Below are 22,633 nucleotides of genomic sequence, written 5' to 3' on the forward strand. Positions count from 1 at the left end.
CGGCCGCTTCGCTCTGTCGCCGTTACGGCGCCAGTACCTGCCCGAGCCGGCCGTCGGTCGGCGTGCCCAGGGTGGTCTTGCTGTAGATGCGCGAGTCGCCGTAGCCGAGGCCCGTGCTGTTGCTCGGGATGTGCAGCAGGACGCCGTCCGTGCCGTCCTCGCCGTCCGCGCCCACGGTGAGGTCGGCGCGGCCGTAGCCCGACAGGTCCGTCAGCGTCACCGACGTACCGAACAGGTCGCCCGCCTCGGCGGCGCCGGGCACGGACGTGGTGTCCTGCGAGATCGCCGCCGAGCCCGAGCCGGTCAGGCCCGTCGAGCTGCCCTTGACGAGGACCACGGAGCCCGCGTTGGCGTGGCTGACTCCGCTGCGGGTGAGGTCCTCGCCGCGGGCACCGGCCAGGACGTCGGCGTAGCCGTCGGCGTCGAGGTCGCCGGCCGAGACCGAGAGGCCGAGGGCGTCGCCGGACTCGTTGCCGCCCGGGACGCCCGAGGTGTCCTGGTGGATGACCTTCATGCCGGTGGTGGTGAAGCCGGTCGAGGTGCCGAGCAGCATGGTGATCTGGCCGCCCGAGATGGCGCCCGACTCCGAGGCGACCGGCTGGCCGATGACGATGTCGTCGTAGCCGTTGCCGTTGAAGTCAGCGGCGGCTATGGAGCGGCCGCCCTTGACCGAGAGGACCCCGGCCTTGGTCAGACCGGTCGCCGAGCCCGCGAAGCGGACGACCCGTCCGATGCCGCCGCTGTCGCGGTAGTTGAGGGCGACGTCCGCGTAGCCGTCCCGGTTGAAGTCGCCGGTGGTGGCGTCGAGGTGGGCGACCGCGCCGGTGGCGGAGGTGAGCGTGCCGTACGTGGTGCCGGCGTCGGTCAGCCGGACGTGGTAGTTGCCGCCCTTGCCGGTGCCGGCCGAGAAGACGTCGGCCTTGCCGTCGCCGTTGAAGTCGCCCACGGTGACGGCCGATCCGAGCTTGGCACCGGCCGCGGTGACCCCGGTCGTGCTGTACGAGAAGCCGGTGTTCAGGGCGGGGCCGTACATCACGGTGACCTGGCCGCGGTCGGTGTTGCCGCTGGTGTCGTCCTCGCCCGGCGCGCCGATCGCGAGGTCGGCGTGGCCGTCGCCGTTGACGTCGCCCCAGGCCGTCGCGGCACCGAAGGAGTCACCGGACTCGGAGGTGCCGGGGACCCCGGCGCTGTTCTGGCTGAAGCCGATCCGGGACGCGGTGACCGGGCCGTCGATGCCGCCCGGGACCACGGTGACGCGGTTGGCCTTGGGGGTGCCGGCGACCAGGTCGCTGACGCCGTCGCGGTTGAAGTCGGTGGTGGCCAGGGCGTGCGAGATGCCCGGCGACTTGGCCAGCGAGGCGATCTGCCCGAGCTTCGGGTAGAGGTTGAGGCCCGGGCAGGCCGTGGCGTTGGTGTCCTTGTGCCCGAAGACGCGCGGCAGCTCGATCGGCTTGCCCTCGGCGACCTTGTTGCCGCTGTGGTTGAGCGGCGCGCGCGAGGTCAGCGTGACCTTGCCGGTCGGGTCGATGCCGTACATCCCGAACTTCCAGGCGACGACCCGGGCGATGACGTCGAGGGCGGCCTTGGTCGGCTTGGCGGACTCGAAATTGCCGATGTAGGAGATGCCGAGCGTGTCGGTGTTGAAACCGGCATCGTGCGCGCCGATCACCGGCAGGTCCATGCCGCCGCTGCGGCCCTCGAAGATCTGGCCGCACTTGTCGACGACGAAGTTGTACCCGACGTCGAAGTATTTTTGCCCGAAGTGCGCCTGCTGGATGGTGCGCATCCGGGCCTTGGACTCGGCGCAGGACAGCGTGTTGTCGCTGTCGACGCCGGTGTGGTGAACGACGGCGGCCTTGATGTCGGTGCCGTAGCTCGGCGTGCCGTTGTAGTCCGTCGACGCGCCCCACTCGGCCTGCGTGATGATCGGGGGCTTCACCACCGTGGACGGGCGGGGGGCCGGGACCGTGGGCGTCGGGGTCGGCGTCGGGGACGTCGACGTGCTGGGCGTCGCAGAGGGGGAGGCCGAGGTGCTGGGCGTCGCCGAGGCGGAGGCCGTGACCGACGCGGAGGCCGAGGCGCTGTCCGACGGTGTCGCCGCGGGCGTCGTCGACTCCTCGACCGCGAAGGCCGCCGGCTTCACTCCGCCCTCCGGGTCCGTGCCCGGGTCCAGCAGCTTGACGTCCATGCCGGCCGGCTGCCCGCCCAGCTCGGTGCCGGCGGAGTTCACCACCCGCACCTCCACGCCGTCGGACGCGCCGGTCCACACCGACTCCGTACCGCCCCGCAGCGCGGCCCGTTCGGCCTCGGCGCCGTCCGCCTGGCTCGGCTCCAGGACCAGCTCGCGCCACGGCGACCACTCGCCGGTCTCGATGTCCCGGGTGCGCACCTCGGGCGTGCCCTTGGTCCTGGCCTCGGGGTCGTCCCAGGTCACCACCACCGCGCTGAACTGCTCGGTCTCCCGCTTGTCCAGGCCCTTGCGGCCCGAGCCCTCGTTCTCGAGCTTCAGCGTGTGCACGGACGGCTCACGCTCGCCGGCCTTGTCGTCGGACGACGCCGGCTGGTCCGCCATCGCATACGTGACGACTCCCGCCCCGCTCAGCACGACCGCCCCGACGGTCAGCCAGGCCCGCCGCCGGAGACTGAGCGGCTTGTACGCATGGGTCCTACGAGGACTCAACTACCCCACCCCTAGAGATTGGACACGATCGCCACACCTGTAACAGGCGCGCTCTCCCTTCAGCGTCGAGCCCGGTTCAAACATCACCCGGGCAAAAGGTTGTACGGCCCCCTCACTTTTCTGTGTGTGCATGAGCACAGCCGTGACGTGTGATGCCGCTGTGTCGGAATCCGCTTGATCCTGTGGGGGAGTTCGCGGAGGTTCCCCTGCGGATCGACGGGAGGGCGGGCCGATGGACCAGGGGGACGAGCGAAGGGCGCACGCGCACGGGATGCGGGGGCTCACGGCGGCTTTCGTCGCCCGGGTCACCGCCCGGAACCGGCTGCCGCTCGACTACTCGGTGGCCAGCCTGCGCGTCGTCGACTTCCTCATCGACGGCCTGCGCAAGGGCGGCGCCGACCGGGAACGCGCCCGCGAGACGCTCTTCGGACTCGGCGCGTACGTCGGTGAGGTGCTGGTGCGCCGGGCGGGCGCCGTCTGGGTCGACTTCGACGCCCAGGAGCGCGCCTACTTCGGCCAGCCGGTCGGCGTACGGATGCCGGACGGCCGGGTCTGGAACCCGCTCGGCAAGGTCCACAACCGCTTCGACGCGGGCGGCCCCGAGGAATCCCTGCACACCTTCTACCTGACCCTGCCCGGCCGGGCCAGGCGGGCCGCCGCCTGAGCCGGATGGAGGGTGGCGTCGGCTGCTGTGACACTTCCGCGCGGCCCGGCGCTGTTGACCGTGGGGGGCGTGGGCAGAGGACGGAGCCGTGCCGTGGGGTGCGATCCGGCCATGAACTCGGCAGGACGAGGACAGTACTTGGGCCAGGGAGCGGAACCCCGTCGCGGGCACGCGCACGACGGGGAGCTCGGCGCGGCCGTCGCGCGGGCGCAGGAGGGTGACGAGGCGGCCTTCGCGGTCGCCTACCGCATCGTGCAGCCCGGGCTCCTCGGCTACCTGCGCGGCATCGTCGGCGACGACGCCGAGGACGTGGCCTCCGACGCCTGGCTGGAGATCGCCCGCGACCTCGGCCGGTTCAAGGGCGACGGAGCGGGCTTCCGTGGCTGGAGCGCGACCATCGCCCGGCACCGGGCGCTGGACCATCTGCGCCGCCAGCGGGTACGGCCCCGGTCGACGGCGACCGAGCAGGACGTACTCGACCTGGCGGGCCCGCACAGCACGCACGAGCAGGCACTGGAGTCCATCTCCACCGAGTACGCCCTGGATCTGGTCCGGGGGCTGCCGCGCGACCAGGCCGAGGCCGTGCTGCTGCGGGTGGTCGTGGGCCTGGACGGCCCCGCGGCCGCCCGGGTGCTCGGCAAGCGCCCCGGCGCGGTGCGCACCGCCGCGTACCGGGGCCTGAAGCGCCTGGCGAGCCAGCTGGGCGCCGAGGGTGTGACGGATGACGGCCCCCGGACGCTGGGGGAGTCGAAATGAACGGAGCGGGAAGCGCGGACGTGACACGGGGGGAGCGCCGCGTCCGCACAGGTCGCGGATGCCGTGTCGCCCTCGGGGCGCCGGCGGCTCGCACAGGCCCCACGGGCCACACGGGATCCAGCGGGACCACGCGCCGCGGATCGGTCAGGTCGGACAGGAACGGAAACGGACATGGGTGAACAGCTGAGCGACGGCGGCACCGCCGGCCGTCGGCCCGTGCTCCCGCACGGCACCCCGTCCGGCCCGCCCGCGGACACCGGACGGCCCGGCCTGGAGGCACTGCTCGCCGCCGCGATGCGCCCGGCCGCCGTGGACGCCGAGGGCGAGCGGCGTGCCGTCGCCGCGTTCCGGGCCGCCCGGGAGGCGGGGGTGCACCGGGCCCGCACCCGGCGCCGGGACGACTGGCGGCCCCGGACGCGCGGCCACACCCTGCGGTCGCTGCGGGCCACGCTCTCGCTGTTCGCCGCGAGCCTCGCCCTCGGCGGGGCCGCCTTCGCGGCGATCGGTACGGCCGGTTCCTCCTCGGACGCCTCCGACGGCCACGGCACGCCCACCCCGTCCACCGCTCCCGCCGACCCGGACCCCGAGCCCTCCGCCCCGGCCTCCGGCACCGCCACCGCGGTCCGGGAGCGGCCGTCCACCGCCGCGGACACCGAGGCCAAGTGCCGCGCCTACGAGCAGCTCGAGGGCAACGGCAAGGCGCTGGACGCCCCGGCCTGGCAGCGGCTGACCGAGGCAGCGGGCGGCGCGGAGAAGGTGGCCGCCTACTGCGCGCAGCGGCTCGCGGAGGCGGCGGCGGGAGGCAAGCCGGAGGCGGAGAAGGAGAACGGCGCCGGGACGGGCAGCGGCTCCGGGACGGGCGGCGGCGCGGACAACGGCGCCGGGGCGGGAACTGACAACGGCGCCGGGACGGGCACCGACAACGGATCCGGCACGGGCGCGGGCAACGGCTCCGGCGCGGGCAACGACAGCAACACCGGCAAACCCGGCAAGAAGAACTGACCCCGGCTGTCCGGGAGTCGACCTCCCCGGACCGCCGATGTCGGCCACCCCGGGCCCCCGCCAAAGCAACGGCCGGGGCCGCCACCCCCCACAGGAGAGGCCCCGGCCGTCGCGCGGTACGGGCCGCGCGGCGGCCCGTACTTCCTACAGCGCCATGAGTGCGGTTTCTGTCACACCCCGACGCGTCCCGCATGTGCTGCGTCTTGTCCGGACATGGACGAGCAGCGGTTTCAGGTCGTAACGTGCCTTTCGCGTCGCACGGGGAAGTTGAACGATCACTGAAACCGTCGGCGGGCCGCCGTGCCGGGGCCATCCACCCGACCATCTACCGAGGTACCGAGTGCTGGGGGACGACGCGGAGCTGACGGCCGCGGTGCTTGCGGCACAGGACGGCGACGAGACCGCGTTCCGGACTGTGTACCGCGCGGTGCACCCGCGGCTGCTCGGATACGTACGGACGCTGGTCGGCGACCCGGACGCCGAGGACGTGGCGTCGGAGGCCTGGCTCCAGATAGCGCGCGACCTGGATCGCTTCAGCGGGGACGCGGACCGCTTCCGCGGCTGGGCCGCCCGGATAGCCCGCAACCGCGCGCTGGACCACATACGCATGCGCGGCCGGCGGCCCGCGATCGGCGGCGACGAGACCGAACTGACCGGCCGCGCGGCCGAGTCCGACACCGCGGGCGAGGCCATCGAGGCCCTGACCACCGACGGCACCCTCTCGCTGATCGCCCGGCTGCCGCAGGACCAGGCCGAGGCCGTCGTGCTGCGCGTGGTCGTGGGCCTCGACGCGAAGACCGCCGCGGAGACGCTGGGCAAGCGCCCGGGTGCGGTCCGCACGGCGGCGCACCGGGGTCTCAAGCGCCTCGCCGAACTGCTCGGCGACCGTCCGGAGGGCGATCCGGAATCGGCCGGAGTCCTCGACGCCCTGCCGCCCCAGCGAGAACCGGGCGCCCGCGCGGTGACGTCCGCGAGTGTGACGCATACGCGTGCGCGGACGCAGAAGGATGTGTGATGGCCGACGAGCAGTACAGGTGGCTGGACCCCAGGACGGCGGAACGCCTGCTGAGCGGAGAGCCACTGGAAGCTGTCGACGCGGCCGACCGCGACCGGGCCGAACGCCTCGCCAGGGCGCTTGAGGCACTGGCCGCCCAGCCCCCTGCGGCCGCCGCCGAACTGCCCGGCGAGGCCGCCGCGCTGGCCGCCTTCCGCGCCGCCCGCACCGAGCGCGCCGACGCCCCCGCGACCCCCGGCCACCGTGCCCGCCCGCACTCCTCCGACGCCGGCCTCGTCCGCATCGGCCCGCCCGAGCGCACGGCCCGCCGCCCCCGCTGGGCGCGCCCGGTGCGCCTCGGCCTGGCCGCCGCGATGGCCCTCGGCATGGTCGGCGGTGTCGCGGTCGCGGCCGGAACCGGAATCCTGCCCACGCCGTTCGAGGGCACCCCGGAACCCGCCGTCTCGGCCCCGGCCGCCGTGCCGACCGGGCACCCGCCGGTGTCACCGTCCCCGGAGGACGCCGTCGAGGGCGAGTCCGTGCCCGAGGGGACGTCCGGCGGAGCCACGCCCGACCCGGACACCTCGCGGGGGACCGGGGGCGACGGCGCCGATCCGGGCGCCGCGACCGGTGACCCCGGGGACCGGTGGAGCGGCGGCAAGCGGCACGGCGCCGCCGTCGCGGCCTGCCGTGACGTCAGCGCCGGCAAGCGCCTCACCGACGACAGCAGACGAGCCCTGGAGGCCGCCGCGGGCGGCTCCGCGCGCGTGCCGACGTACTGCAAGGCCCTGCTCGGCGAGGCCCGCTCCGGGTCGGGGTCCGGGAACGGCAAGTCCCACGGCCAGAAGGAGAACGCCGACCGCGGCAGCGGCCAGGACGAGGACGAGGACGACGACCAGGACGAGCAGGGCGACCGGGACACCGGGGGCGGCGGCGAGCGCGGCCGCGACAAGGGCAAGGACAAAGGTCACAGCCGCCCCGGAGACCACCGGCGCACCGACGGCACCACCGCCGGGACGGCCTCGTCGCCGACCCCGCCGCACTCCGCGCCCTGATCCCCGCGCGGGCGCTGCGACACGCCCGCTGAGCTGCGGTTTTGTAAACCGGCGAACTTTTTTGGCGCGAGGTGTGACGTTTTCGCCGATCCCGGCGCAGTATTCAGTGAGCCGACTGGTCATCGGCCGTCGCACGGAGCCGGGGTTCCCCCCGTACCTTCGGCTCGTGCACCTGGCGCGGGCGGGACACGTTCCCCCGGTCCCGCCCGCGCCCCACTACCAGGAGACGACGACCTTGTCGCCGTTCCTCACCTGCGCGAACAGCCCCGCGATGGCCCCCTCGTCCCGCACGTTGACACAGCCGTGCGAGGCGCCGGCGTAGCCCCGGGCCGCGAAGTCGGACGAGAAGTGCACGGCCTGGCCCCCGCTGAAGAACATCGCGTACGGCATCGGCGAGTCGTAGAGCGTGGAGTGGTGGTGCCGGGACTTCCAGTAGACCTGGAACACGCCCTCCCGGGTCGGGGTGTACTGCGCGCCGAAGCGCACGGCCACCGTGGACAGAGTGCGGCCGTCGACCATCCAGCGCAGGGTGCGGCTCGTCTTGTCGATGCACAGCACCCGGCCGGTCAGACAGCGCGGATCCGGCGCGGCGGCGGGCTGCCCGCCCATCAGGTACAGGTCCCACTTCCCCGGCTCGCGGGTCATCCCCAGCAGCCGCTTCCAGGTGACGGTGTCCGTCCTGCCCGTCTGCGGCAGCCCGCGCTTGCGCTGGAACCCCTTCACCGCCCGCTCGGTGAGGTCGTCGTACGTCCCTGTCGGACCGTCGAACAGCCAGGCGACCTCGCGCAGCCGGGCCTGGAGTTCGCGGACGTCCCGGCCGCTGTCCCCGCGCGACCACAGGACCTCGGGTGCCGCGGGCGGGGCGGGCGCGCTCGGCTTGGCGTCCTGCGGCGGCTGCGAGGGCGTACGGCTGGGCAGCTCGACCCGGACCGGGGAGCGCCCCTCCCCGTCCGCCGCGCGGACCGTGCAGCCGCCGCACACGACCGCGAGCGCCGCCGCCGAGGCCAGCGCACCGGCCGCTGTGCTCATGCTCCTCATCCGGCCCTCCCTTGCCGCCGATGTCCTCTGAGATGCTCCCCGCGGATGACTGGTTGCGAACGGCGGGGCATGGTTGTGACCGGGGCCGCATGGCGGCTGTGAGCAAGGTCCCAGCGTGCTGCACTCCTCCGGGCGCGCACCACGCCGCTACAGTCCGTCGAAGGGTCGGTCTGTACCAGTGAGTAAGCAGCGAGCGAACTGCTCGGCGGGAGGCAACACACCATGGCGCGCGAGTCGGAGTCCGGACTGCCCATCGAACCGGTCTACGGACCGGAGGCCCTGGCGGGCTGGGACGCGGCCGAGAAGCTGGGCGAACCGGGGTCCTACCCCTTCACCCGGGGTGTCTATCCGTCGATGTACACCGGCCGTCCCTGGACGATGCGCCAGTACGCCGGCTTCGGCACCGCGACCGAGTCCAACGCCCGCTACAAGCAGCTGATCGCCAACGGCACCATGGGTCTGTCGGTCGCCTTCGACCTGCCCACCCAGATGGGCCACGACTCCGACGCGCCGATCGCCTCCGGCGAGGTCGGCAAGGTCGGCGTCGCGATCGACTCGATCGACGACATGCGGGTGCTGTTCGGCGGCATCCCGCTGGACAAGGTCTCGACGTCGATGACGATCAACGCCCCGGCCGCGCTGCTGCTCCTGCTCTACCAACTCGTCGCCGAGGAGCAGGGCGTCAGCGCCGACCAGCTGACCGGCACGATCCAGAACGACGTGCTGAAGGAGTACATCGCGCGCGGGACGTACATCTTCCCGCCCAAGCCCTCCCTGCGGCTGATCGCGGACATCTTCAAGTACTGCAGGGCCGAGATCCCGAAGTGGAACACCATCTCGATCTCCGGCTACCACATGGCCGAGGCCGGCGCGTCCCCCGCGCAGGAGATCGCCTTCACGCTCGCCGACGGCATCGAGTACGTCCGTACGGCCGTCGCGGCGGGCATGGACGTCGACGACTTCGCGCCCCGGCTGTCCTTCTTCTTCGTGGCCCGTACGACGATCCTCGAAGAGGTCGCCAAGTTCCGTGCCGCGCGCCGCATCTGGGCCCGGGTGATGAGGGACGAGTTCGGCGCCAAGAACCCCAAGTCCCTGATGCTGCGCTTCCACACGCAGACGGCGGGCGTCCAGCTGACGGCCCAGCAGCCGGAGGTCAACCTGGTCCGGGTGGCGGTCCAGGGCCTGGCGGCGGTGCTGGGCGGCACCCAGTCGCTGCACACCAACTCCTTCGACGAGGCCATCGCCCTGCCGACGGACAAATCCGCCCGCCTGGCCCTGCGCACCCAGCAGGTGCTGGCCTACGAGACGGACGTGACGGCGACGGTCGACCCCTTCGCGGGCTCCTACGTCATCGAGAAGATGACGGACGAGGTCGAGGAGGCGGCGCTGGAGCTGATGCGGAAGGTCGAGGACCTCGGCGGCGCGGTCACCGCCATCGAGCACGGCTTCCAGAAGAGCGAGATCGAGCGCAGCGCCTACCGCATCGCCCAGGAGACGGACTCCGGCGAGCGGGTCGTCGTGGGCGTCAACCGCTTCCAGCTCGACGAGGAGGAGCCGTACGAGCCCCTCCGGGTGGACCCGGCGATCGAGGCCCAGCAGGCGGCGCGGCTCGCCACGCTCCGGGCCGAGCGCGACCAGGAGGCGGTGGACGCGGCCCTGGTGGCCCTGAAGAAGGCGGCCGAGGGCGAGGACAACGTCCTGTACCCGATGAAGGACGCGCTGCGGGCCCGGGCCACGGTCGGCGAGGTGTGCAACGCGCTGCGCGAGGTGTGGGGGACGTACGTCCCGAGCGACGCCTTCTGATCCGGGCCGTCCCGCCCGCCGGAATTCGGGAACGGAGTGTCGTACCCCCGTGCGACACTCCGTTCCATGTTCGGCGTCATCGACCTCACCACCTATCTCGCGGGCCTGATCCTGATCGTGCTGCTGCCCGGCCCCAACTCGCTGTACGTGCTGTCCGTGGCCGCCCGCCGGGGCGTCCGCCCGGGGTACACGGCCGCGGCCGGGGTCTGGTGCGGGGACGCGGTGCTGATGACACTCTCCGCGGCCGGAGTCGCCTCCCTGCTCCAGACCAACGCCGTGCTGTTCGGCATCGTGAAGTACGCCGGGGCCGGGTATCTGACCTGGCTGGCGCTCGGGATGCTGCGGGCGGCCTGGGGAATGTGGCGGGACCGGCGCGAGCAGCGCCTCACCGCCGAGGGGGAGCAGCCCGCCTCCGTCGCCGGTGAGCGGCCGTTCCGGCGGGCCTTCGTGGTGAGCCTGCTCAACCCCAAGGCGATCCTGTTCTTCGTCGCCTTCTTCGTGCAGTTCGTCGATCCGGCGTACGCCTACCCGGCGCTGTCGTTCGTGGTGCTGGGCGCCTTCGCGCAGCTCGCGAGCTTCCTCTACCTCAGCGCGCTGATATTCGGCGGCACCAAGCTGGCGGCGGCCTTCCGGCGGCGCAAGGTGCTGTCGGCGGGGGCCACGTCGGCGGCCGGGGCGCTGTTCCTGGGGTTCGCGGTGAAGCTGTCCCTGGCCGGTACGTGACCCTCAGGGGCGCGGGAAGCCGCGCGTCCGGGACCCGCCAGGCCTCGGCTGACGCGCCCGCCGCACCGCCCGGGTGACGATCGGCGGCAGCAGCTCGACGGCCAGCCGCCGGGACCGTGACGCTCGGGGCTTCTGCGCGGACGCCGGCACCGGCTCCGCGTAGTGCCGGGAGCGGGGGAACTCCGGCGGCCGCATCCCGTGCGAGCGGAAACGCACCAGCCGGTGCCCCGCCGCCTCCTGCACGCTCACCCCGCAGTCCTCGCGCGCCCGGAACTCCGCGAGCAGTTCCTCCTGCACCGCCGCGGGCTCCCCCCACGTGCCGTACAGCTTCTGCGTGCTCAGACACACCGGCCGCAGCCCCCGGTTCAGCACCGCCTCCCAGGCCGCGACCGACACCCCGGGCGTGTGCTCGGAGCGGAAGTCGTCCAGGACCACGATCCCGTCCGGCACGAGCAGATCCCGCGCCGCGCCGATGTCGTCGTACACGTGCTCGTACAGATGCGAGGCGTCGATGTGGACGAAGCGGCAGGTCCTGGCGCCCACCTCCGCTGTGATCACCGAGCTGGGCCCCTGCACGACCCGGGGCAGGGCGTCGTGGAAGGAGAGGTAGTTCCGCTCGAAGGCCTGCCGGGTCAGGGACGCGTACGACTTCGACGCCTCCGCCTGGTTCGCCCCGTCCGGCGCGTCGCTCTCGAAGAGGTCGCAGACCGTGAACGTCTCGTCGGGGCGCAGATGCCGGCCCAGCAGGATCGCGCTCTTGCCCAGGTAGGCCCCCAGCTCCAGCAGGTCGCCCCGCAATCCGAGGGCCTCCTGCCGGTGCAGGAACCAGGTGAACAGCGTCTGGTCGAGCGGCGGGAACCAGCCCGGCACATCGCCGAGCTCACCGGGGAGTACGGGGGTCTGCTGTGCGTTGGCCATGTGACGCGCCTGCTCACTGGAGTCCGGGCAATCCGTCACCGGTCTGAACGTCCGGTGAACGACGGCTGCTCAGCAGTCTTGCCGCGCCCGGACCTCAGCGCATCTTGGTGAGGGCCGTCCGGAGGCGAGGGGTCAGCGGCTTCTCGACGTAACGGTTCAGCAGCCAGGCCAGCAGCAGCATCGAGCCGATCGTCACGGCGAAGGTCGCCCACGAGGACAGGTACAGATCCTGGTGCAGGGTCTTGATGACCACCCAGCCCAGGTGCTCGTGCACCAGGTAGAAGGGGTACGTCAGCGCCCCCGCCACGGTCAGCCAGCGCCAGTCCGCCCGGTTGAGCCAGCCGAGCGCGATGGCCGCGACCGCCACGAAACCGACGGTCACCACCAGGATGATCCCGAACGAGGTGCGGTTGGCGAAGGCGTCCGGGCTGGGGGCGCGCCACAGATCCTGCACCGCGTAGTGCTGCCCGATCAGCCAGCTGACCCCGACGATGCCCCAGCCGTAGGCGTCCCGGCGGTCGCGGTGGACGAGGTAGAGGCCGACGCCGCCGATGAAGAAGGGCGCGTACTCGGGCATCAGGACCAGGTCCAGCAGCGGTTCGTCCGCCGCCTCGGCGATGACCGCCGCGAGGGTCCAGCCGGCGCAGAACATGATCACGCGCTGCCTGGTCGCACCGGGCAGTACGACGCACAGCGCGAACAGGGCGTAGAAGCGGACCTCCGCCCACAGCGTCCAGCACACCCCGAGCACCCGGTCCACGCCCAGCGGCTGCTGGAGCATCGTCAGATTGACCAGCGCGTCACTGGGCGAGACCGCCTGGTAGGCGACCACGGGCAGCGCGAAGACGGCCGTGACCAGCAGGACGGCCGCCCAGTAGGCGGGCAGCAGCCGGGCGGCGCGGGAGGCGAAGAAGGACTTCAGCGGCCGTCCCCAGCCGCTCATGCAGATCACGAACCCGCTGATGACGAAGAAGATCTGGACGCCGAGGCAGCCGTAGGCGAAATACTCGTGGAGCGTGGGGAACTGGACCGTCGGCGAACTGCCCCAGGCCGCGGTGACCTCGCCGCCCCGGCCGCCGTAGTGGTACGCGGCCACCATCAGGGCCGCGATCAACCGCAGTCCGTCCAGCGCCCGTAGCCGGGTTTCCTTGCGTGCCGTCCGTTCCGCCCTCCGGGGCGACTCGATCACTGTTCGGACGGTCGTGCTGGTCACAGGCATCCCCTTGCCAGGTTTTCTCGAGGGTGGAACCAGGCACGTTAGTCCGAATCACAGGCTTCTCCGGGGCACCGGGCCAACGATTAGTCCTGTAGTACCTATGAGTTCACCTGAACGTCGTTTTGCCTTCCTAATTTTTCTCAGCATCCCCCTACGGATAATCACACGGTTTCAAGATCCCCCCACCCGCCGGCGAACCGCGGCGAACACAGCATTGGCTTGGCGAATACCAGGAGTGCCATGACGAGGGTCCAGAACAGACGGGCACGTGCGCGCGGAGGGGAGCTGGACGACTGTTTGCGTGCCTGCGCGGTGCACAGCGGCAAACTCGTCGGCAGCATCGACCGCCGCCGCATCGAACTCGCCGAGCAGCTCAGAAAGCTGCTCGTCGTATGGGGAACCACCACCGCCGCCCCCGCGCCCGCCCCGGCGACCGGCGCGACCGCGCTGCTCAAGCGGGCCGTGAAGGGCACCGCGACCCCCGCCACGGGTATCGCCAACGAAGTGCTCGACGCGCTGCTCGCCGTCGCCAACCAGGCGCTCAAGTGCGGCTACGACGACGAGCTGAACCTCGCTCTGGTGATCAGCGACACCGTGCTCGCGCAGCGCAAGAACTCCCGCGCCGGATGGCGGCTGCGCGCCCGCCTGATGGAGGCGCTCGGCGACGACGCCGAGGCGCTGGAGGCGTACGAGAAGTACCTCGGGCTCACCGACGACGACGGCTTCGGCGTCCGCGCCCGCATCGCCGGCCTGCGCGCCGCGAGCGAGCGGGAGCGGGACCTGCTCGCCCTGCTGCGCCGCCAGTGCCCGCGCGCCGAGGAGTTCACCCGCGGCGACGCCACCGCGGTGTGGGCCGAGGGCCTGGCCTCGCACGCCGTCGGCGACTGGGCCGCGGCCGAACCCCGGCTGGTGGGAGCGCTCCTGGCCATGGCGGACGCCCCGGTCGAGGACCGCCAGGAACTGCTCAGCCAGTACCTGGACCTGCGGATCGCCGTCGACACCGATGTCACCGCCCGCGCGGAGCTCACGGACGTCCTCGCGCTCTACGCCGAGCAGCGCCGCACCCGGATGCGCGGCCCCGTCGCCGACCCCACCGTCGGCGGCGTCCAGTGGATCAGCCTCGGCGAGTTCCGCAACCGGATCGCCGGCAAGTCGGTCGCCCTGATCGCCAACTCCGGCCGGGTCGGCGCCAGTTCCATGGGCGCCGAGATCGACGCGTACGACCTCGTGGTGCGCTTCAACTCCTTCCGGCTCGACCCGAAGCACACCGGCAGCCGTACCGACATCCACGCCACGATCCACAAGCACGGCTTCAACTGGGAGAAGCAGGTCGACACCCGGCTGGTCTTCGGCGGCGTCTCCGGCGACTGGAAGTGGTCGCTGCGCAACCGCCTGGTGCCCGGCGCCCAGACCTTCCTGGGCGACGAGTCGCTGCGCTGGCCGGTGCGCAACATCGGCAAGCTCTCCACCGACGTCTGGTCCGGCATCCCGACCACCGGCTTCAACATGCTGTTCCTGCTGGACTTCCTGGACGTCAGCCCGAAGCTCGACCTGATCGGCTTCGACTTCTACGAGAGCGGCGCGTACCGCGTGCCGGAAGCGATGAAGCTCGCCATCACCTCCGTGCACGAATACACCAGCGAGAAGGCATGGGTCATGGACCGGGCCCAGAGCGTGACCGACATGAGGATATCCCTGCGATGACCACCACCACCCTGCCCGCGGCCCCCGTCACCGACGCGGCCGCCCTCACCGGCAAGCGGCGCATCGCCTTCGCGTCCTACGTCGACGAGAACTACCTCCCGGGCTTCCTCGTCCTGCTGCGCAGCCTCGCCCTGTCCAACCCGGCCGTCTGCGAGGACTTCGTCGTCCTCTACGACGACCTGCGCCCCGCCTCGATCGCCAGGATCCGCGCCCTGCACCCGCGGATCGTGCTGCGCCGCGTCAACGACACGCACTACGACGCGTACAAGAAGGGCGACCAGGACAACTACCTGGTCCGCAAGGCGTACTTCATCCTCGACATTTTCCGGCTGCGCGAGTACGACACCGTCATCACCCTCGACACCGACATGGTCGTCCTCGGTGACCTGAGCGAACTCCTCGAACTGCGCGAGGGCCTCGCGGCCGTCCCGCAGTTCTTCTACGGGCAGCACAAGCTCAACTCCGGCCTGCTGGTCATCCAGCGCGAGTACCTGAGCGACGAGTTCTGCGCCAGGCTCGACGCCACGGGCCGCAGCGGCGACTACGAACTCGACAAGCACGACCAGGGCATCCTGAACGCCGTCCTGAGCGGCGACTTCATCCGCCTGGACCCCCGCTACAACTTCGTCAAGCGGCGCCTGTCCGGTGACCTCCCGGTCCCCGACGACACCGCCATCCTGCACTTCACCGGCCGCCACAAGCCGTGGCAGGGCGGTGAGGCCGGGTACAGCCAGGCCGAGGAGAAGTGGCGCGAGTACGAGCTGTCCGACGCCGAGTTCCAGGCCGCGTACCTCTCCCGGGCGGGCGGCCTGCACCACGACCTGGTCGTCCACTTCGGCACCCCGCACGTCGCCCGCACCGGTGACGTCGAGACCGCCCGCAAGGTGGCCGCCGCCCACATCGCCTCCGGCGACTACCAGGACGCCGTCGACATCCTTCAGAGCGTCCGCATCCCGCTCGACGAGGCGTGGCCGCACGAGGTGCTGGGCCACGCCCTGATGAGCGTCTCGCGCTACGACGAGGCCAAGGCCCAGCTGCTGCTGGCGACGGCCGCCCCCAACCGGGCCGCCACCGCCTACGCCCGGCTCGCCCAGATGGCCTGGGTGCACGGCGACAACGCCTCGGCGCTGAAATACGCCACCGCCGGGATGTCCGTGGACATCACCCACCGCTCCAGCCGGCTGTGGGCGCAGCGCGCGGCCTCCGTCCCGGCCCAGGAACTGGGCGCCCCCGAGGACCAGTTGGCGCACGTCGCCTTCTACATGGACCGCCAGGGCAACGCGGGCGACAAGCTGCTCCCGGAGAGCGTGCGCAGCGCCTTCGGCCCGGACACCACCACCCGGCGCTGGCACTCCGTGCATGCCCACCGGCTCTTCGACGAGGCCGCCCTGGAGCGCGTCAACGCCCGCCGGGGCCTGGTCATCGGCGGTGGCGGCCTGTTCATCCCGGACACCATGCCCAACGGCAACAGCGCCTGGCAGTGGAACGTCCCGGACGACCTGCTGCGCCGGATCGACGTGCCGATCGCGGTCTACGCCGTGGGCTTCAACGCCTTCGACGGCCAGTCCTACCGCGCCGGCCGGTTCCGCGAGTCGCTGCGCCTGCTGGTGGAGAAGTCCGCCTTCTTCGGGCTGCGCAACCACGGCTCGATCGAGAAGGTGCGCGCCATGCTCCCGGCCCACCTGCACGACAAGGTCCGCTTCCAGCCCTGTCCCACCACGGTCACCCGCCAGCTGGTGCCGGGCTGGCAGGACCCGGCGCGCCGCGAGGACACCATCCTCCTCAACGCCGCCTACGACCGCGCGGGCCTGCGCTTCGGCCACGACTACGGCTACTTCCTGGCCCAGATGGCGAAGGCGGTCCGGGACCTGGGCGAGCTGGCCGAGGTCAAGTGCGTGGCGCACTCCCTGGACGACGAGAAGATCGTCTTCGATCTGCGGCGCGAGCACGGCATCTCGATGCCCGTCATCCCGATGTACGACTTCGAGAACGACGAGATCCGCGATCTGTACGCGCGCACCAAGCTGGTCATCGGGATGCGCGGCCACGCGGGCATGATCCCGTTCGGCTGCGGCACGCCGATCATCAGCCTGATCTCGCACCCGAAGATGGCGTACTTCCTGCGCGACATCGAGCGCCCGGAGTGGGGCGTCTCGGTCCACGACCGCCACCTGGCCGCCCGCCTGGTGGAGCGCTCGAAGGACCTGCTCCGCGACCACCAGGCGACCGTCGCCGACGTGCACGGCCGCCAGCAGGAGCTGTGGAAGGTCACCGAGGCGAACGCCGCGGACCTGAAGGCCATCCTGGGCGGCTGAGACGGTGGGTGAGCCCCTCGTGGCCGTGAGGGGCTCACCTCGGCTCAGCAGGCGCGGCGGACGGACGCCTACGCGCGGGGCGTGAACAGAAGGTTGCGTGTCCCGCGCGGGCGGGGGGCGTGGGACGGGATCAGTTCGCCGTCGGCCTCGGCCACCCAGTGGCAGTCGTAGCCCAGGGGCTCGAACTCGGCGAGCAGGGGATCCAGCGGAGCGCCCACCAGGGCCTCCAGCATCACGGTCGGGCGGTCGCGCTTGAGCACCTGTCGCGCGCCCTGGAGGACCGACATCTCGTGGCCCTCCACATCGATCTTGATCAGGTCCAGTTTGGTGCCGGCGAACACGTCGTCCAGGGCCAGCAGCTGGATCCGCTTCAACTGGGCGTCGTCCGCGCCGCGTTCCAGGGACGAGCCGGTCGAGAGCAGGTTCCCCGCGAATCGGACGCTGATCTCCGCCCAGCCGGGCTCGGCGGACACGCCCGCCTGGAAGCGCTTGACGTTCTGGATGTTGTTCATCCGCAGGTTCACCGCGAGCCGGGCGTGGATCTCGTCCACCGGCTCGAAGGCATGGACCTTCGCCTTGGGACTGGCCAGCGCGGCGATCATCGAGAAATAGCCGACGTGGGCGCCGACGTCGGCTATCGTCGCGCTCTTCGCGGCCAGCCGCGCCCAGGTGGACAGGCTGCCGGGCTCGTAGCCGAATCGCCCGTTCCACACGGTGTCGAGGGCGACCGCCTCGTCATTGACACAGAACATGACAAAGGGCGGACAGTACGGGGAATCGATCTCCACGAGGCCCTTGTAAGGAAATTTCTTGCGGTGCGTTCGAATGATGTCGCCCGTGGAAACCGGTCGGACAGTCGGTGCGTGAGCCAGCATCCGGGCGTTGGATTCTTCAAGCTGGGAAATACGCATCCCGCGATGGTAGGACCGCGGGCCCGCCCTGTCGCAGCTTTGGGAATCGCGCAGCCCAGCGTTCTTCTTCCGTTTGCCGGAAGCTCGCCGGGCCGCTCACGTCACGGCGACCGCGGCGAGGCGGTGCACGTCCTTGGCCGAGCCCGTGACCCCGGACAGGAAGCCCTGCGCCCGGGGGGAGGCGTGGTCGGTCAGCCAGGTGGGGTCGATGTCGCAGACCGCGACCTTCACCTCCGTGCCGGCCAGGGCCAGCGGGAGGGTGTGCACGACCGTGGACGGGAAGCTCAGGATCGTCCTGCCGATCGGGCCCCGGCGGGCGATCAGTTCCAGGGGGAGGTCCGGGCGCACTATCTCCAGCCCGGTCTCGACCGCGAGGCGGTGCAGCTTCTCCGTGCTCTCGCGGCGGTGGGCGAAGTAGCGGGTGGCGCCGTGGGCCTTGGCGAGGGTGCGGACCGCTTCCACGTAGCGCTCGGCGTCCACCACGCCCGTCTCCACCAGCGAGGTGCCGACCAGGTCGGCGCCCTTGCTGATGCGCGGCGGGCCGAAGCGGGCGCGGGTCCAGGCGAAGTCGTTCGCCGACACCGCGAGGCCCGGCAGGGTCTCCTCCATCGGCATGGAGGAGAAGATCTCGACCCTGCGGTCCTCCCCGGGCGTCAGCCGGCGGCGGGCCGCCGAGGAGGCCGGGGCCAGGATCAGGTCCCGGGGGCCGCGGCGGCCGCCCTTGCGGTGCCAGCGCACCAGGCGTTCGCCGCGGGCGAGCTGGGCGACGAACTCCATCGTCGCCGTGCCGTCGTCGACGACCACCAGGTCCCGGGCCCGGGTGATCGTCAGCAGCAGCTGGACGTAGCGGGAGAAGGGGTCCCCGAGGACCACGCGAGGGGCCCTCCGCAGGACGCCCGCCAGGCCCGCGATCGTCTGGAACGGTGCCGTCGCGCCGCTGCGCGCCTCCTCCCAGCGGACCTCGTGCCCCTCCTCACGGGCCAGCTCCGACATGCGTCGCAGCTGGCCGCGGGTCATCGGGTCGATCGGGGAGAGGACCACCAGGGTGAGCCCCGCGCCGAGCGCCTGCTCCTGGGCATGCGCCCACTCCAGCACATTGAGCAGCTGTACCGGACTCTCGACGAACGCGAGAGTGCGGGGGCCGGCGTACCCGGCGAGGGGGCTCATCTACGTACGACCGTCCCGTCGTAGGCGGATCGGGGGAGGGGGGTGGATCAGACCGTCAGCGGCTCGCCCGCGGCCGCGGCGATCTCGGCCTCGGCGATGACACCCTGGACGCGGCGCAGCTTCTTCATCGGGCCGAGCTCGGAGTCGTAGACCTTCTTGACGCCGTCGCCGAGGGAGGACTCGATCGTGCGGATGTCGCGCACCAGGCGGGTCAGGCCCTGCGGCTCCACCGAGGCGGCCTGGTCCGAGCCCCACATGGCGCGGTCGAGGGTGATGTGGCGCTCGACGAAGGTGGCGCCGAGGGCGACCGCCGCGAGGGTGGTCTGCAGGCCCGTCTCGTGGCCGGAGTAGCCGATCGGGACGTTCGGGTACTCCGCCTGGAGGGTGTTGATCACGCGCAGGTTGAGCTCCTCGGCCTTGGCCGGGTAGGTCGACGTGGCGTGGCAGAGCAGGATGTTGTCCGAGCCGAGGACCTCGACCGCGTGGCGGATCTGCTTCGGGGTGGACATACCGGTGGACAGGATGACCGTGCGGCCGGTGGCGCGCAGGGCACGCAGCAGCTCGTCGTCGGTCAGCGAGGCGGAGGCCACCTTGTGGGCGGGCACGTCGAACTTCTCCAGGAAGGCGACGGCCTCGGTGTCCCACGGGGAGGCGAACCAGGCGATGTTGCGGGCCTTGCAGTACTCGTCGATCTGGCGGTACTCGTCCTCGCCGAACTCCACCCGGTGGCGGTAGTCGATGTAGGTCATGCGGCCCCAGGGGGTGTCGCGCTCGATGTCCCACTGGTCGCGCGGGGTGCAGATCTCGGGGGTGCGCTTCTGGAACTTGACCGCGTCGCAGCCGGCCTCGGCCGCCACGTCGATCAGCTTGAAGGCGTTCTCCAGCTCGCCGTTGTGGTTGATGCCGATCTCGCCGCAGATGTAGACGGGCTGGCCGGGGCCGGCCAGGCGGGAGGAACCGAACGAGCGGAGACGGGAGTTGGTGCTCATGGCAGGAACTGTCCTTACTTGGTGAGGGAATCGAGAGAGGGGCCGAGGATCCAGCTGGCGATCTCTCGGATCGCGCCGTCGCCACCCGGGACGGTGGTGACCGCGCGTGCGGCGCCGCGCACGACGTCGTGGGCGCTCGCGACCGCCACGGGCCAGCCCACGAGGGCGAAGCACGGGAGGTCGTTGACGTCGTTGCCGACGTAGAGCACGCGCTCAGGCGCGATGCCCTGCTCCTCGCACCACTGCTTCAGCGCGAGGTCCTTGCGGTCGATGCCGTGCAGGACCGGGATCTTGAGCTTCCGGGCCCGGGCGGCGACCACAGGGTTCTGCTCCGTGGAGAGGATCAGCATCGTCAGGCCGCTTCTGCGCAGGGCGGCGATGCCGAGGCCGTCTCCGCGGTGCACGGAGACGAACTCCTTTCCATCGGTGTCGATCAGCACCCGGTCGTCGGTCTGGGTGCCGTCGAAATCCAGGACGACCGCGTCGATGTCGGCGGCGGTCGGCAGCGCACCGGGACGGTCCGCGTCGAACAGGGGCGCGAGGGCGCGGGCCCGCGCGAGGTCGTGCGGGTCGTCGATCTCCAGCACGCGCGCGGGGTCGGTGCGGACGAGTTCGGTACGGCCGAAGAAGCGGTGGTTGTGGGTCCGGAACCCGGCCGCGTCCATCGCGTAGGCGGCGCCGGTCTCCAGATAGTCCTGGGGACGGTCCTGGCGGCGCGGACGGTAGGACTTGTCGTGGTTGACGCCGACGCCGCCGTCGGCGGGCTCCTCGGCGTCGCGCCAGACGAAGCCGTGGAAGGGGGCCACGGTGACCGCGGTGTCGGCGCCGTTCTCCACGACGGCCGCCGCGACCCCGTCGATGTCCTCGCGGATCACGAAGGGGCTGGTGCACTGGACCAGCATCACCACGTCGACCCGGGCGCCGTGCAGCGCCTCGTGGGTGTCCAGGGCGTGCAGGACGGCCGCCTCGGAGGTGGCCGTGTCACCGGCGATGGCCGCGGGCCGCAGCACCACCTCGGCGCCGGCCTCGCGGGCGGCGGCGGCGATGGCCTGGTCGTCCGTGGAGACGACGACGTCGGTGACGAGCCGCGCTGTAAGGCACTCACGCACGGCTCGGGTCACCAGCGGGACACCGCCGACCGGGGCGAGGTTCTTCGCGGGCACCCCCTTGGAGCCACCACGAGCGGGGATGACGGCAAGCACTCGGCGCACGGAGGCGGGTGAGTCGGACATGGGCTGCACTCCTAGCGCAGGGTGATCAGACGTACGTGGCAGGGGCGCGGGGAGCTGTGATCGGCTCGGCCCCGACGGCGCGGCGGACGAAGAACGGGCCGGGCCGCTCACAGCTCCCCCATGCGCCGGATGACGGGCGCCACCCGCTGCACCCCGTGCCGGTACGCCCCGCGGGCGGCCCGGCGCACGATCTGCCGGACCGGGCCCGGCTCCCGGTCGGCCGAGGGCGCCCCCGGCAACACGCTGCCGTCGGGGCCGAGATGGTGGCGGGCGAGGATGCCGGGCAGGTAACCCGGCGCCGTGGCGGGTGTGTAGTACGGGGTCAGCGGCGCCGGCCCGCCGGGCCGGGCGAGCAACTTGGCGATCCGCTCGCGCGCGGCGTCGAACGCCGTCTCGTACCCGCCGTCCGCCGCGACGCCCTGCCGGGCCACCCACTGCTCGTCGGGGACCGGACGGTGTCCCTCGTCCAGCTGGTCCCAGGAGGCGAGGCAGCCGGAGCCGACGAAGTGGTGGTTGCCGAGCGTCTCGCGCACCCCGAGGTCGGTGAGCACGACGGTGGGAATCCGCCGGTGGAGGGATTCCAGCGCGGCCGTCGAGCTGACCGTGACCAGCAGGTCGGTACGGTCCAGCACCTCGCCCATGTGCCCGTACACCAGCCGGAAGTTGGACGGCACGTCCAGCTTCTGCGCCAGCTTCTGGTAGGGCAACTCCTCGATGTGCGTGGTGTGTTCACCGGGCCGGGAGCGCAGCTTGAGCAGCACCTCGCGCTCGGGGTGCAGCCGCGCGTGCTGCACCAGGCGGTTCAGCAGGTACGTACGGTCCTTGCGGCTCTCGGGCACGGAGGGCTGCGCGGCGAAGACGACCGTGTACGGGTCGTGCTCCCCCTCGTAGGGCGCGCCGCCGAGGAACGGCAGCGCCACCTCCGTGACCGCCGAGGCGTCGGCGCCGACCCCCTCGTAGACCGCGCGGAACCGCTCGGCGTCCTGGCGGGAGTTGGCGAGGACGAGGTCGGCGCCGTGCCGCAGCAGCAGGCCGTCGGCGAGCTTCTCGTAGACGACGCCGACGTAGCCGGTGACGACGACGGGGCGCTTCTCGCGGCCCTCGAAGACCCTCTTCAGTCCGTGCAGCACAGCCTGGACACCGCCGCCGACGAGGGCCAGGACGAGGATGTCGTACTCCTCGTCGGCCATCGTGCGCAGGAATTCCACCGTGGTCACCTCGCGCAGTGAGGCGGCCTGCACGCCGACCTCCGCCAGTTGACGGGCGGTCGGCGTGGCCCGGCCGCGCAACAGGAATCCATCCAGGGCAGGGGCGACTTGCATGTCCCCTTCCGCTCCGGCTTCCATGGACGGGCCCGGGGCGATGCGGCCCGCCGTCAGCGCACCCCATTTCCAGCGGGTGTCAGAGTCCGCGAGGACGGCGATACGCGGCGGCTTCGTTGTACTTGCTGGCACGAAGATGACGCT

Annotated in this window: 18 protein-coding genes; 9 read left to right on the forward strand and 9 right to left on the reverse strand. The window is 71.9% G+C overall.

Going from position 1 to position 22,633, the window contains the following annotated elements; translation table 11 throughout:
- Nucleotides 1-22 precede the first annotated feature (22 nt).
- The gene (locus M8H82_RS28450; protein ID WP_250077926.1) at nt 23-2,680 is read right to left on the reverse strand and encodes an FG-GAP-like repeat-containing protein; all 2,658 of its coding nucleotides are present in this window, start codon (nt 2,678-2,680) and stop codon (nt 23-25) included.
- 232 nt (nt 2,681-2,912) lie between these two features.
- On the opposite strand from M8H82_RS28450, the gene M8H82_RS28455 reads away from it, so the two are divergent.
- The 5 genes from M8H82_RS28455 to M8H82_RS28475 all read left to right on the forward strand — a co-directional run bounded on the left by M8H82_RS28455 (nt 2,913) and on the right by M8H82_RS28475 (nt 7,151).
- Nucleotides 2,913-3,344 carry a hypothetical protein gene (locus M8H82_RS28455; protein WP_250077927.1) on the forward strand — a complete coding sequence of 144 codons (432 nt, stop codon included), beginning with the start codon at nt 2,913-2,915 and terminating at the stop codon, nt 3,342-3,344.
- Nucleotides 3,345-3,482: 138 nt separating this feature from the next.
- Nucleotides 3,483-4,100: an RNA polymerase sigma factor gene (locus tag M8H82_RS28460; RefSeq protein WP_250077928.1), complete on the forward strand. Its 618-nt coding sequence runs from the start codon at nt 3,483-3,485 to the stop codon at nt 4,098-4,100.
- Between the two features lie 171 nt (nt 4,101-4,271).
- Nucleotides 4,272-5,102 (forward strand): hypothetical protein, encoded by an 831-nt coding sequence (locus M8H82_RS28465; protein WP_250077929.1) that lies wholly within the window; start codon nt 4,272-4,274, stop codon nt 5,100-5,102.
- 340 nt (nt 5,103-5,442) lie between these two features.
- Nucleotides 5,443-6,117 carry an RNA polymerase sigma factor gene (locus M8H82_RS28470; protein ID WP_250077930.1) on the forward strand — a complete coding sequence of 225 codons (675 nt, stop codon included), beginning with the start codon at nt 5,443-5,445 and terminating at the stop codon, nt 6,115-6,117.
- Entirely contained in the window at nt 6,117-7,151 is a 1,035-nt protein-coding gene (locus M8H82_RS28475) for a hypothetical protein (RefSeq protein WP_250077931.1), read from the forward strand. Before M8H82_RS28470 ends, M8H82_RS28475 begins: the two co-directional genes overlap by 1 nt.
- Before the next feature lie 216 nt (nt 7,152-7,367).
- Here the strand turns inward: M8H82_RS28475 and M8H82_RS28480 are convergent, their stop codons facing one another.
- Nucleotides 7,368-8,180: a L,D-transpeptidase family protein gene (locus M8H82_RS28480; RefSeq protein ID WP_250077932.1), complete on the reverse strand. Its 813-nt coding sequence runs from the start codon at nt 8,178-8,180 to the stop codon at nt 7,368-7,370.
- A 231-nt stretch (nt 8,181-8,411) separates the two neighbouring features.
- On the opposite strand from M8H82_RS28480, the gene M8H82_RS28485 reads away from it, so the two are divergent.
- Together M8H82_RS28485 and leuE are read left to right on the forward strand one after the other, a co-directional pair.
- Entirely contained in the window at nt 8,412-9,992 is a 1,581-nt protein-coding gene (locus M8H82_RS28485; protein WP_250077933.1) for a methylmalonyl-CoA mutase, read from the forward strand.
- A 66-nt stretch (nt 9,993-10,058) separates the two neighbouring features.
- Entirely contained in the window at nt 10,059-10,715 is a 657-nt protein-coding gene (gene leuE, locus M8H82_RS28490; RefSeq protein ID WP_250077934.1) for a leucine efflux protein LeuE, read from the forward strand.
- Between the two features lie 3 nt (nt 10,716-10,718).
- Here the strand turns inward: leuE and M8H82_RS28495 are convergent, their stop codons facing one another.
- Nucleotides 10,719-11,633, reverse strand: a complete 915-nt coding sequence (locus M8H82_RS28495; RefSeq protein WP_250077935.1) for a class I SAM-dependent methyltransferase — start codon at nt 11,631-11,633, stop codon at nt 10,719-10,721.
- A 94-nt stretch (nt 11,634-11,727) separates the two neighbouring features.
- A complete protein-coding gene (locus M8H82_RS28500) occupies nt 11,728-12,852 on the reverse strand; it encodes an acyltransferase family protein (RefSeq protein WP_374211705.1) in 1,125 nt (374 codons plus the stop codon).
- Between the two features lie 237 nt (nt 12,853-13,089).
- Between M8H82_RS28500 and M8H82_RS28505 the strand changes: the two genes are divergently transcribed.
- On the forward strand, nt 13,090-14,553 hold the full coding sequence (locus M8H82_RS28505; RefSeq protein ID WP_250077936.1) for a glycosyltransferase family 29 protein: 1,464 nt from the start codon (nt 13,090-13,092) through the stop codon (nt 14,551-14,553).
- Nucleotides 14,550-16,868, forward strand: a complete 2,319-nt coding sequence (locus tag M8H82_RS28510; protein WP_250077937.1) for a glycosyltransferase — start codon at nt 14,550-14,552, stop codon at nt 16,866-16,868. Before M8H82_RS28505 ends, M8H82_RS28510 begins: the two co-directional genes overlap by 4 nt.
- Before the next feature lie 68 nt (nt 16,869-16,936).
- Here M8H82_RS28510 and M8H82_RS28515 read toward each other — a convergent pair whose 3' ends face one another.
- The 5 genes from M8H82_RS28515 to M8H82_RS28535 form a co-directional block, all read right to left on the reverse strand.
- Nucleotides 16,937-17,779, reverse strand: coding sequence for an FkbM family methyltransferase (locus M8H82_RS28515; protein ID WP_250077938.1), 843 nt, complete (start codon nt 17,777-17,779; stop codon nt 16,937-16,939).
- Nucleotides 17,780-17,875: 96 nt separating this feature from the next.
- Complete coding sequence (locus tag M8H82_RS28520; RefSeq protein WP_250077939.1) at nt 17,876-18,946, reverse strand: hypothetical protein; 1,071 nt, start codon at nt 18,944-18,946, stop codon at nt 17,876-17,878.
- A 47-nt stretch (nt 18,947-18,993) separates the two neighbouring features.
- The gene (locus M8H82_RS28525; RefSeq protein WP_250077940.1) at nt 18,994-19,935 is read right to left on the reverse strand and encodes an N-acetylneuraminate synthase family protein; all 942 of its coding nucleotides are present in this window, start codon (nt 19,933-19,935) and stop codon (nt 18,994-18,996) included.
- Between the two features lie 14 nt (nt 19,936-19,949).
- Complete coding sequence (locus M8H82_RS28530; protein ID WP_250077941.1) at nt 19,950-21,167, reverse strand: N-acylneuraminate cytidylyltransferase; 1,218 nt, start codon at nt 21,165-21,167, stop codon at nt 19,950-19,952.
- A 107-nt stretch (nt 21,168-21,274) separates the two neighbouring features.
- On the reverse strand, nt 21,275-22,621 hold the full coding sequence (locus M8H82_RS28535; RefSeq protein ID WP_250077942.1) for a DUF6716 putative glycosyltransferase: 1,347 nt from the start codon (nt 22,619-22,621) through the stop codon (nt 21,275-21,277).
- Nucleotides 22,622-22,633: the final 12 nt, after the last annotated feature.

This window comes from Streptomyces sp. YS415 (assembly GCF_023544665.1).
Taxonomy (GTDB): domain Bacteria; phylum Actinomycetota; class Actinomycetes; order Streptomycetales; family Streptomycetaceae; genus Streptomyces.